The sequence below is a fragment of the Curvibacter soli genome, from assembly GCF_029211125.1.
Lineage (GTDB): Bacteria > Pseudomonadota > Gammaproteobacteria > Burkholderiales > Burkholderiaceae_C > Curvibacter_A > Curvibacter_A soli.
This window is the reverse complement of the sequence record NZ_JARGEN010000065.1, coordinates 1-10964: the sequence shown is the minus strand read 5'-3', so window position 1 is coordinate 10964 and position 10964 is coordinate 1. Positions and strand designations below refer to the sequence as shown.

General features: G+C 68.3%; 10 protein-coding genes. 7 read left to right on the top strand and 3 right to left on the bottom strand.

Going from position 1 to position 10964, the window contains the following annotated elements; genetic code table 11:
* Positions 1-65: 65 nt before the first annotated feature.
* Entirely contained in the window at positions 66-335 is a 270-nt protein-coding gene (locus PY257_RS14215; RefSeq protein ID WP_275742971.1) for a hypothetical protein, read from the bottom strand.
* Positions 336-545: 210 nt separating this feature from the next.
* On the opposite strand from PY257_RS14215, the gene PY257_RS14210 reads away from it, so the two are divergent.
* The 6 genes from PY257_RS14210 to PY257_RS14185 all read left to right on the top strand — a co-directional run bounded on the left by PY257_RS14210 (position 546) and on the right by PY257_RS14185 (position 7877).
* Entirely contained in the window at positions 546-836 is a 291-nt protein-coding gene (locus PY257_RS14210) for an H-NS histone family protein (RefSeq protein ID WP_275742969.1), read from the top strand.
* A 192-nt stretch (positions 837-1028) separates the two neighbouring features.
* Positions 1029-3938 (top strand): aconitate hydratase, encoded by a 2910-nt coding sequence (locus PY257_RS14205; RefSeq protein ID WP_275742966.1) that lies wholly within the window; start codon positions 1029-1031, stop codon positions 3936-3938.
* A 216-nt stretch (positions 3939-4154) separates the two neighbouring features.
* On the top strand, positions 4155-4460 hold the full coding sequence (locus PY257_RS14200) for a FeoA family protein (RefSeq protein ID WP_275742964.1): 306 nt from the start codon (positions 4155-4157) through the stop codon (positions 4458-4460).
* Positions 4457-6328 (top strand): ferrous iron transporter B, encoded by a 1872-nt coding sequence (feoB, locus tag PY257_RS14195; protein ID WP_275742962.1) that lies wholly within the window; start codon positions 4457-4459, stop codon positions 6326-6328. The genes PY257_RS14200 and feoB overlap by 4 nt, the downstream gene beginning before the upstream one ends.
* Positions 6329-6333: 5 nt before the next feature.
* Entirely contained in the window at positions 6334-6603 is a 270-nt protein-coding gene (locus PY257_RS14190) for a DUF6587 family protein (RefSeq protein ID WP_275742960.1), read from the top strand.
* A gap of 35 nt (positions 6604-6638) precedes the next feature.
* On the top strand, positions 6639-7877 hold the full coding sequence (locus tag PY257_RS14185; protein ID WP_275742958.1) for an FAD-dependent monooxygenase: 1239 nt from the start codon (positions 6639-6641) through the stop codon (positions 7875-7877).
* 58 nt (positions 7878-7935) lie between these two features.
* Here PY257_RS14185 and PY257_RS14180 read toward each other — a convergent pair whose 3' ends face one another.
* Complete coding sequence (locus tag PY257_RS14180; protein WP_275742956.1) at positions 7936-8577, bottom strand: flavin reductase family protein; 642 nt, start codon at positions 8575-8577, stop codon at positions 7936-7938.
* 11 nt (positions 8578-8588) lie between these two features.
* Positions 8589-9506, bottom strand: a complete 918-nt coding sequence (locus tag PY257_RS14175; RefSeq protein ID WP_275742954.1) for a polysaccharide deacetylase family protein — start codon at positions 9504-9506, stop codon at positions 8589-8591.
* Between the two features lie 74 nt (positions 9507-9580).
* On the opposite strand from PY257_RS14175, the gene PY257_RS14170 reads away from it, so the two are divergent.
* Entirely contained in the window at positions 9581-10360 is a 780-nt protein-coding gene (locus tag PY257_RS14170; RefSeq protein ID WP_275742952.1) for a 2-keto-4-pentenoate hydratase, read from the top strand.
* Positions 10361-10964: the final 604 nt, after the last annotated feature.

Below are 10964 nucleotides of genomic sequence, written 5' to 3'. Positions count from 1 at the left end.
TCGCCAGGCTCATTGCTCAGTGGAATCACGAGCCCGGCTCCAGGCTCATACCTCGTTGGACAAGACTATGACTTCGCGCGCGGCCCACGCGCCGCTACCATCCATCCCGATCCCGATACCGCGTCTGCCCGGGGTCGCCCCTGGCGGCGACCTGTGCGATTGCCTCCATTCTGCATGGCGCGTGCGATGGCGCTGCTGGAGATGCCCGAGCGCACAGGAAAGGGCGGATCGACCAGGGCGTTCAGATGGATGCGCTTCAGATACTGCCCAACGAGTGCCAAGCCGGCGTTGGAACTCGGGTCGTAGGGTTGCTTCTTGATAATGAAATCGGTCATGGCGCGCTCACCTGCAGGGCAGCGCGCCATTGCACACGTAAATTGTTGATTTATAAAGATAAATCAACAAAAATAACAATTGAACACTCGGGTTCAGGTAAGTGCCCCTCGAATTAATCCCTTTTTTCCGCTAATCCGTGGGGATTGTTCTGTGGGAGACGATTTTTTCCATATAATCGGCTCTCGTATTCACTCTAAACTGCCCCTGCCATGACGACATACAAGGAACTCCTGAAGCAGCGCGAAGCGCTGGAGCAGCAAATCAGCGAAGCCCGCCAGCGTGAACTGGCGGATGCCATTTCCAAGACGCGCGCATTGGTGGCCGAGTACGGCCTGACGGCGCATGACGTATTTCCACCCACCAAAACCCGCGGCAGTACTGCGGGCAGCAAAGTGGCGGCCAAATACCGCAATCCGCAAACGGGTGAAACCTGGACGGGCCGCGGCAAGGCCCCGCGCTGGATTGCGGACCAGAATCGCGAGAAGTTCCTGATCAAATAAGCGCATTGCATTTTTCCAAGGAAAACCGGCCTTGTGCCGGTTTTTTTCTTGGCCGGCGCCCTTTCGCGCGCCGGAGGCGGTCGCCGGGGCGGTGCTGCGCAGGGCGGTACGCCCGCCAATGCCCCTTGGATGTTGCAGCGAAATGCAGGACACTGCCAGAATAGATGCCGTAGCGTCAACCAGGAGTCCACGATGTCAAAGAAGAAGTCCCAGTCCCATGAATTCGCCGCAACACGCAAGTCTTTCAAGACGGCGTCCGGCAAAGAAGGCGAGTTTTTCTCTTTGCCCGCGCTGGCGAAGGAATTTCCGAGCGTTTCACGGCTACCTGTATCCATTCGTATCGTGCTCGAATCGGTATTGCGCAATTGCGATGGCCGAAAAATCACGCGCGAGCATGTGCAACAGCTTGCCAATTGGGCGCCGGGCGCCGCGCGCACCGACGAGATCCCCTTCGTCGTTTCGCGCGTCGTGCTGCAGGATTTCACCGGCGTGCCGCTGCTCGCCGATTTGGCCGCCATGCGCAGCGTGGCCCTGAAACTCGGCAAAAAACCCAAGCGTATCGAGCCTCTCGTGCCCGTGGACCTGGTGGTGGACCATTCCGTCATGGTCGATTACTACGGCACGAAAAAAGCGCTCGACCTGAATATGAAGCTCGAATTCCAGCGCAACCGCGAGCGCTATGAATTCATGAAATGGGGCATGCAGGCGTTCGACACCTTCGGCGTGGTGCCGCCGGGCTTCGGCATCGTGCACCAGGTCAACCTCGAGTACCTGGCGCGCGGCGTGCACAAGACGAAGGGGGGCGTGTACTACCCCGACACGCTCGTGGGCACCGACAGCCACACCACCATGATCAACGGCATCGGCGTGGTGGCCTGGGGCGTGGGCGGCATCGAGGCGGAGGCCGCCATGCTGGGTCAGCCGGTGTACTTCCTCACGCCCGACGTGGTGGGCTTCGAGTTGACGGGCCGGCTGCGCGAGGGCGTGACCGCCACCGACCTCGTGCTCACCGTGACGGAAATCCTGCGCCGCGAGAAGGTGGTGGGCAAGTTCGTCGAGTTCTTCGGCGAGGGCACGCGCACGCTGGCGCTGCCCGACCGCGCCACCATCGGCAACATGGCGCCCGAGTACGGCGCCACCATGGGCTTCTTCCCCGTGGACGAGAAGACCATCGAGTACTTCAAGGGCACGGGCCGCACGGCGGGCGAGATCGAGGCGTTCGAGGCCTACTTTCGCGCCCAGGGCCTGTTCGGCGTGCCGGCCAACGGCGAAATCGACTACTCGCAGGTGGTCAGGCTCGACCTCGGCGACGTGACGCCCAGCCTGGCCGGCCCCAAGCGCCCGCAGGACCGCATCGAACTCGGCAAGGTCGCGGGCCAGTTCGCCAGCCTGTTCAGCAAGCCCGCGTCGGAGAACGGCTTCAACCAGCCCGCCGAGCGCCTGGGCCGCCGCTTCCCCGTGGGCGGCGCCACGCAGGACGAGGCGCCGCTGGAGCGCGTGCTGCCGCAGGGCGCGGAGCGCAACGTGGTCGAGATGGTGGCCAACCGTTCCACGCTGCAGTCGGCAGAGGCCGTTGCCGTGGCCGTGGCCGACACATCGGCGCACCAGGGCGTGGTCATCGGCAGCGGCGATGTGCTGATCGCCGCCATCACGAGCTGCACCAACACCTCCAACCCCAGCGTGATGCTGGCCGCGGGCCTGCTGGCCAAGAAGGCAGTGCAGGCGGGGTTGAAGGTGCAGCCGCACATCAAGACCTCGCTGGCGCCCGGCTCGCGCATCGTGACCGAGTACCTCACGGAAACCGGTCTGCTGCCGTACTTGGAGAAACTTGGCTTTGCGCTCGCGGGCTACGGCTGCACCACCTGCATCGGCAACTCGGGCGACCTGGCCCCCGAGCTCAATGAAGCCATCACCAACAACGACCTGGTCTGCGCCGCCGTGCTCTCGGGCAACCGCAACTTCGAGGCGCGCATCCACCCCAACATCAAGGCCAACTTCCTCGCCAGCCCGCCGCTGGTGGTGGCCTACGCCATCGCCGGCACCGTGCTGCGCGACCTGATGACCGAGCCCGTGGGCAAGGGCAAGGGCGGGCGCGACGTGTACCTGGGCGACATCTGGCCCACGAGCGACGAGATCTACGCGCTGCTCAAGTACGCCATGAAGGGCAAGGCCTTCCGCGAGAACTACGCCAAGGTGCGCACCGAGCCCGGCAAGCTGTGGGAGAAGATCAAGGGCGTGAGCGGCCAGACCTACAACTGGCCCCTGAGCACCTACATCGCCGAGCCGCCGTTCTTCAAGGACTTTGCTATAAAAAATGTAGCTTCAACCGCAGTAGATACGGGCGCTGCAGGCCAAAAAGGCTACAAGATCGAGGGCGCGCGCATCATGGCGCTGTTCGGCGACTCCATCACCACCGACCACATCTCGCCGGCCGGCTCCATCAAGGAAAGTTCGCCCGCGGGCCAGTGGCTGCTGGCGCACGGCGTGATGAAGGCCGACTTCAACAGCTACGGCGCGCGGCGCGGCAACCACGAGATCATGATGCGCGGCACCTTCGCCAACGTGCGCATCAAGAACCTCATGATCCCGCCCAGGGACGACGGCGCGCGCGAGGAGGGCGGCCTGACGCTCTACCAGAACGACGGCGTGGACAAGGGCAAGAAGATGTTCATCTACGACGCCGCCATGCAGTACATCCGCGAGGGCATACCCACCGTGGTCTTCGCGGGCGAGGAGTATGGCACGGGTTCTTCGCGCGACTGGGCGGCCAAGGGCACGCAACTGCTGGGCATCAAGGCCGTCATCGCGCGCAGCTTCGAGCGCATCCACCGCTCCAACCTGGTCGGCATGGGCGTGCTGCCGCTGCAGTTGCGCCCCGGCGAGTCGTGGGAGACGCTGGGACTCAAGGGCAACGAGCGCATCGACGTGATTCCGCACCCCGAGCTCAAGCCGCAGAGCGAGGCCACGCTCGCCATCACCAGCGCCGACGGCACGCGGCGCGAGATCAAGCTCACGCTGCGCATCGACACCCCCGTGGAGGTCGAGTACTACCGCGACGGCGGCATCCTGCCGTTCGTGCTGCGGCAGTTGCTGGCGGACTGACTTCCCCTCCCGCGGTCGGTTACCGGCCAAGCCGCCTGCGGGCGGCTTTTTGCTGCCCCTGGGCCTTTTGCGCCGCTTTTCCGGCGCACGCCCTGTTTTCAGGCGCACTCATCCCTGCGCCCTCGGCAATTGATCTTAATCAACGTTGCCCCAAGGGACAATCGCGGTCAAACGGGAATCGTTATCATTCATGGAATGAGACGACAGCCCCGAACGATGATTTCCGCCGCCACCCCCACCCCGCACGCTGCCGCCGTGGCACCCATTTCGCTCGACGCCCTGCCGCGTAACGCGCAGGCCACCATCGTGGCCATGCGCCCGGCGTCGCCGGGCGAGCAGTCCGAGATCGCCCTGCGCCTGCTGGAAATCGGCTTCGTCCCCGGCGAGCGGGTACGCGTGATCGCGCACGGCTTCCCGGGGCGCGAACCGATCGCCGTGCGCGTCGGCGGCCATGCCACCTTCGCGCTGCGCCGGTACGAGGCGGCCCTGGTGCAAGTCCAGCCGCTGCCGGAGGGTGCATGAACACCGCCGCTGCGCCGCTGCACATGGCCCTGCTGGGTAACCCGAACTGCGGCAAGACCGCGCTCTTCAACCTGCTCACCGGCAGCCGCCAGAAGGTGGCCAACTATGCCGGCGTGACCGTGGAGCGCAAGACCGGCCGCCTGACCACGCCTGCGGGCCGCCAGGTGCTGGTGCTGGACCTGCCGGGCACCTACAGCCTCAACGCCATCAGTGTGGACGAGGCCATCACGCGCGACGTGGTCACGGGTCAGTGCCCCGGCGAGCCGCTGCCCGACCTGCTGGTGTGCGTGACCGACGCCACCAACCTCAAGCTCAACCTGCGCCTGGTGCTGGAGGCGCGCCGGCTCGGCGTGCCCATGGTGCTGGCGCTGAACATGGCCGACATGGCGCGCAGCCAGGGCATCGAGGTCGACGTGGAATTGCTGGCGCGCGAACTCGGCGTGCCCGTGGTCGAGACGGTGGCCGTGCACAGCGGCGGCGCGAGCGACCTCGTGGGCTGGCTCGACGCCCACGCGCCCCATGCGCCGTCGCAGGCCGCCGCGGCCCCCTGGCCGGCGGCGACGCAGGAGCAGGTGCTGGCCACGCAGTTGGAGGTGCGCCGCATCTTCGCGCTCGCGGTGCGCGAGCCCGCCACGGCCTGGACGCGCGACGACGCCATCGACCGCGTGGTGCTGCACCCGCTCTGGGGCACGCTGGTACTGGCCGCGACGCTGTTCCTGATGTTCCAGGCCGTGTTCAGTTGGGCTTCGGTGCCGATGGACGCCATCAGCGGCGGCATGGACGCGCTCGGCGGCTGGGTGCGCGCGCACATGGCCGAGGGGCTGCTGCAGAGCCTGCTGGTGGACGGCATCATCGCCGGCGCGGGCGGGGTGCTGGTGTTCCTGCCGCAGATCCTGATCCTGTTCCTGTTCATCCTGGCGCTGGAGGATTCGGGCTACCTGCCGCGCGCGGCCTTCCTGCTCGACCGGCTCATGGGCACGGTGGGGCTGTCGGGCCGCTCGTTCATCCCGCTGCTGTCGAGCTTCGCCTGCGCCATCCCGGGCATCATGGCCACGCGCACCATCACGCACTGGCGCGACCGCATCGTCACCATCATGATCGCGCCGCTCATGACCTGCTCGGCGCGGCTGCCGGTGTACGCACTACTGGTCGGCGCCTTCATTCCCGCGCGCACCGTGGGCGGCGTGTTCAACCTGCAGGGGCTGGTGCTGTTCGCGCTCTACCTCGGCGCCATCGTCTCGGCCATGGCCGTGGCCTGGTGCTTCAAGCGCCTGCGCGGCGATGCGGGCCATTCGCCGCTGCTCATGGAACTGCCCGCCTACCGCTGGCCCAATGCCCGCAACCTGCTGCACGGCCTGTATGAGCGCGCGATGATCTTCATCAAGCGCGTGGGCACCATCATCCTGTCGCTGATGGTCATCCTGTGGTTCCTCTCCTCCTTCCCGTCGCCGCCCGAGGGCGCCACCGGCGCGGCCATCCAGTACAGCCTGGCCGGCATCATCGGTCGCGGGCTCGAAACGGTGTTCTCGCCCATCGGCTTCAACTGGCAGATCTGCATCGCGCTGGTGCCGGGCCTGGCCGCGCGCGAGGTGGCCGTGGGTGCGCTCGGCACGGTGTATGCGCTTTCGGCCAGCGGCGACGACGTGGCCGGCCAGCTCGCGCCGATGATCGCGCAGAGCTGGTCCACCGCCACGGCGCTCTCGCTGCTGGTGTGGTACGTGTTCGCACCGCAGTGCATCTCCACGCTCGCCACGGTCAGGCGCGAGACCAACTCGTGGCGCTACGCGCTCATGATGGCCGGCTACCTGTTCGCGCTGGCCTACGCGGCGAGTTTCATCGCCTATCGCCTTGCCCTGCTCTGGAGCTGATTGCCATGTTGCAGCAAACCATCGTCTTCGCCATCGTCGCCGCCGCGCTCGTGTACGCCGTGTGGCACTGGATGCCGCGCGCCTGGCGCCAGGCGCTGGCGCCGCGCCTGGCCAGCGGCTCGCGCCGCATCGGCGTGGCCCCCGAGCGCGCCGAGCGCCTGGCGCAGACGCTGGCCGCGCCCTCGGGCTGCGGCGCCTGCGAGAGCTGCGGCACCTGTGCCGGCAAGACCGCGGCGGGGCAAAAGACCGACGCACCGCAGAAGCAGAAGCAGTAGCCGGTGCCGGCACCGCGGGCACAATCGCCGCGCATATGGCTACCAAGGAAATCCTGATCGCCGGCGGCGGCATCGGCGGGCTGGCCGCAGCCAACGCCTGCCTGCGCGCGGGCTGGCGCGTGCGGCTGTTCGAGCGCGCGCCGGTTTTCAGCGAAGTGGGCGCGGGCGTGCAACTCGGCCCCAACGTCACGCGCATCCTGCGCGCCTGGGGACTGGAGCGCGCGCTGGCCGATACGGCGGCTTTTCCGCAGCGGCTGCAGGCGTGCAGCGCCCTCAGCGGTGCCGTGCTGGGCACCCTGCCGCTGGGCCCACAGGCCCAGGCGCGCTACGGCGCGCCCTACGCCACCCTTCACCGCGCCGACCTGCACGCGCTGCTGCACGCCGCGCTGTGCGGCCAGGCCGGCATGGACTTGCGTCTGGGCACGCCCATCGCCGCCTGCATCCAGCCGTCCGGCCCGACGCCGCAGGCCGTGGTGGTGCGCACCGGCGACGGCCTGGAGGTGGAGGGCGACGCGCTGGTGGTGGCCGACGGCATCTGGAGCCGCCTGCGCGCGCAGGTGCTGGGCGACGATGCCGGCGGCGAGCCGCGCATCACCGGCCACGTGGCCTACCGCGCGGTCGTGCCGCAGGCCGCGCTGCCGCGCGCGCTGCGCAGCCAGCAGGTCACGGCCTGGCTGGCGCCACGCCTGCATGCGGTGCAGTACCCGGTGCGCGGCGGCGAATGGCTCAACCTGGTGGTGGTGGCCGAAGGGCGGCTGGCGGGCGGCTGGGACGAGTGGGACCACGCCGCCACCAGGGCCGACCTGGAGACCGCACTGCAGGGCACCTGCGCGCCGCTGCGCGACCTGGTGGACGCCGTGGGCGCGGCCCAGCCCTGGCGCCTGTGGGCGCTGTGCGACCGCCCGCCGCTGGTCGGGCCGGGCCAGATGGCGCGCGGCCTGGCCGCGCTGCTGGGCGACGCGGCCCACCCGATGCGCCCGTACCTGGCGCAGGGTGCTGGCATGGCCATCGAGGACGCGGACGAGCTGGCGCGCTGCCTGGCCATGGTGGATATCTTGCGCCCCGGCGGGGAGGACGCGGCCAGCGTATCCGTGGCGCTGCGGCGCTATGCGCTCAACCGCTGGCGCCGCGTGGCGCGCGTGCAGGCGCGCTCGCAGCGCAATGGCCGCATCTTCCACGCCCGCGCGCCACTGCGCTGGGGCCGCGACGCGGCGCTGCGCCTGTTCGGCGCGCGGCTCATGGACCTGCCGTGGCTGTACCGCGAACGCTATTAAAACAATAGCTGTTACCGCAGGTAAATCAAGCGATGGGGGCCGATTCGGCTTGAATTTTTCAGGCCGGCGCAGGCGGCAGCAGCGATTCCTGCGCCATGGCGCCGGGCGCTGCGTCGATGGCGAAGCGGTCGCGCGTGGTGACGTAGTAGCTCGCGCCGAAGCGGCCCACCGGGTGGTAGTCCTGCAGCCGCACGCGCCAGGCGGCGGTGTCGATCAGGCCGTCGCGCGCGTGCAGGCACAGCACGCGGCCGATGAAGATCTGGCGGCTGGCGGTCTCCAGCGTTTCCCAGAGCCGGCACTCGAAGGCCACCGGCGCCTCGGCGATGCGCGGCGGCGCCACCCGCAGGCTCGGCAGCGGCGTGAGACCGGTGGCGGCCAGCTCGCTCACGTCGGGCGGCAGGCGGTCGCCGCAGCGGTGCATCTGCTGCGCCATGGCCTCGTCGCACAGGTGGACCACGAACTCGCCGCTGCGCGCGATGTTGCCCGCCGTGTCCTTCAGGCCGCCGTCCTGCAGGCGGTTGATGCTGACCATGACGATGGGCGGCTCCTCGCCCAGCATGTTGAACATGCTGAACGGCGCCGCGTTCGCCACGCCCGTGGGGCCCAGCGTGGTGACCAGCGCGATGGGCCGCGGCACGATCAGGCTGGCCATGAGCTTGTAGCGCTGGTATTCGGTGAGGGTGTCGAAGTCGAGGTGCATGGTGGGTGGCCTCAGGCGGGGAAGAGCGCGTCCACGTGCGCGCAGATGGCGCCCGGCGTGGTGAACCATATGCGGCCCGCGTCGCGCTGCGCGGCGATGTGCTCCAGCGCGCGGCGCAGGTGGCGCAGGCGGTAGGGCTGGCCCACGATATAGGGGTGCAGCGCGATGCCCATCACCAGCGGCTGGCGGGCCGACTGGTCGAGCATTTCGTCGAAGTTGTCGACGACCATCTGGCAGAAATCCTTCGCGTCCATTTGGCGCGCGACGATCATCGGGATGTCGTTGAGCTCCTGCGGGTACGGCACCGACCACAGCGGCTGCCCGCCGCGCGTGCGCATGCGCACGGGCTGGTCGTCGTGGCACCAGTTGAGGGTGTAGCGGTAGCCCTCCTCGGCCAGCAGGTCGGGCGTGGCGCGGCTTTCCGATATCCAGGGCGACAGCCAGCCCGCGGGCGGCTGGCCGGTGTGCTGCGCGATGCGGTCGCGGCAGGCGGCAATCAATGCGCGCTCGCGCGCCTCGTCCCAATCGCCCTGGCGCTCGGCATTGGTGTGGCCGTGGGCGATCAGCTCGTCGCCGCGTGCGGCCAGCGCATCGACCACCTCGGGGCAGTGCCCGTACAGCGCGGTGTTGACCAGCGCGCCCGTGGGCAGGCCCAGCCCGTCGAACAGCTCCAGGCAGCGCCACACGCCCACGCGGTTGCCGTACTCGCGCCACGTGTAGTTGAGCACGTCGGGCTGCGGCGTGGCCGACCCGAGCGCCGCACCCAGGCCCTCGCCGAAGGCGAAATGCTCCACGTTGAACCCCAGGTACACCGCCAGCCGCGCGCCGCCGGGCCAGGCGTAGCCGGGCCGGCGGTGGATGGGCTGGTAGCCGAAGCGGCCATGCGCGGCGGGCGGCGCGCAAACGTCTGGGGCGGAAGGGGGGGGCATGCGGCCAGTGTATGCAAGCCCCGGGCCCGCGCCGCCACCGCGGCGGTACCATGCGCGCCAGGAGAAAGCGCCCCATGCAACAGCACCAGATGACCGAAGCCGCCCGCCTGCTGGCCGCCGCCCATGCGGGCGGGCCCCTGCCCGCCGCCAGCGCCGTGCTGCCCGCCAGCGCTGCCCAGGCCTATGCGCTGCAAGACGCCACCCTGGCGCTGCTGGGCCCGGTGGGTGGCTGGAAGGTGGGCAGCAAAGGCCCGGGCAGCGCGCCGAACTGCGCACCGCTGCCCGCCACCGGGCTGCTGCCCTCGGGCACGCGGCTGCCGGCGGCGCGCTACCCGTGGCGCATGGTGGAGGTCGAACTGGCCCTGCGCCTGGGCAGCGACCTGGCCGTGGGCCCCCGCGACCAGCCCACCCCCGCCGAGCTGGCGCAAAGCTGCGACGCCGTGCTGCCCGCCATCGAATGCGTGGAAGGCCGGCTGGCCGAGGGCGCGGACGCCCCCGCGCTGGCCAAACTGGCGGACCTGCTGTGCCACGGCGCGCTCATCATCGGCCCCGCCATGCCGCCCCACACGAATGCCGCTCAGCGGCTGGACCTGCGCACCCTGCGGGCCGCGCTGTGGGTGGGTGAGCAGCGCATCCAGCACACCACCGGCGGCAACCCGGCCCAGGACGCCTGGGCCCTGCTGGGCTGGCTGGCGCGCCACTGCACCGAGCGCGGGGTGCCGCTGCGGCGCGGGCAGATCGTCACCACCGGCTCCTGCACCGGCCTGAGCGCCGTGCCTGCGGGGGCGTGGGTGCGCGGAGAGCTGCAGGGGATCGGGAGTGTGGCGGTGGCGTATGGGGAGGTGGGGGAGTAGCGGTTGTTGGAGGCGGCTTGGTTCGCCCATCCGCGGCGAGCGTGTGTCGGGCGTGGGCGCGCGGATGATGAAGGGTGGGTGCTGTTTGCTATTATATTTGCAGCTGACGGGACTGGCGTATCAAGCGATTGGGGCCATTTGGGCTAGAAATAATAGGGGCGTTGTATGCCCATCCGTCGCGTGGTGTTGGGGTTATGGGGCGTGGTGGGTTGCATGCGCCATGTGAGGCTGTTTTTGATCCGGAGCTGATGTTGCTTCGCTTAAAAAGCTGACTGACAAAATAAGCAAGACAGCACTGTCGATTAGAAACACGCTGGAAGTTTATTGGACGTCAAATAGGAATAATTGAAGCCTGAATCCGTGAGTTCAACCACATTTTTTCTTGATTTCTCTTTGTAAATCAACAACTTACGTGTATAATGGCGCCCAACCCTGCAGGTGAGCGCGCCATGACCGATTTCATTATCAAGAAGCTACCCTACGACCTGAGTTCCAACGCCGGCTTGGCACTCGTTGGGCAGTATCTGAAGCGCATCAATCTGAACGCCCTGGTCGATCCGGCCTTTCCTGTGCGCTCGGGCATCTCCAACAGCGACATCGTGCG

Excerpts from the sequence above, each read along its gene's own strand:
- PY257_RS14205 (WP_275742966.1), top strand. The coding sequence starts at position 1,029 with ATGTCAAAGAAGAAGTCCCAGTCCCATGAATTCGCCGCAACACGCAAG.
- PY257_RS14170 (WP_275742952.1), top strand. The coding sequence starts at position 9,581 with ATGCAACAGCACCAGATGACCGAAGCCGCCCGCCTGCTGGCCGCCGCC.
- PY257_RS14175 (WP_275742954.1), bottom strand. The coding sequence starts at position 9,506 with ATGCCCCCCCCTTCCGCCCCAGACGTTTGCGCGCCGCCCGCCGCGCAT.
- PY257_RS14215 (WP_275742971.1), bottom strand. The coding sequence starts at position 335 with ATGACCGATTTCATTATCAAGAAGCAACCCTACGACCCGAGTTCCAAC.
- PY257_RS14190 (WP_275742960.1), top strand. The coding sequence starts at position 6,334 with ATGTTGCAGCAAACCATCGTCTTCGCCATCGTCGCCGCCGCGCTCGTG.
- PY257_RS14180 (WP_275742956.1), bottom strand. The coding sequence starts at position 8,577 with ATGCACCTCGACTTCGACACCCTCACCGAATACCAGCGCTACAAGCTC.
- PY257_RS14185 (WP_275742958.1), top strand. The coding sequence starts at position 6,639 with ATGGCTACCAAGGAAATCCTGATCGCCGGCGGCGGCATCGGCGGGCTG.
- feoB (WP_275742962.1), top strand. The coding sequence starts at position 4,457 with ATGAACACCGCCGCTGCGCCGCTGCACATGGCCCTGCTGGGTAACCCG.
- PY257_RS14200 (WP_275742964.1), top strand. The coding sequence starts at position 4,155 with ATGATTTCCGCCGCCACCCCCACCCCGCACGCTGCCGCCGTGGCACCC.
- PY257_RS14210 (WP_275742969.1), top strand. The coding sequence starts at position 546 with ATGACGACATACAAGGAACTCCTGAAGCAGCGCGAAGCGCTGGAGCAG.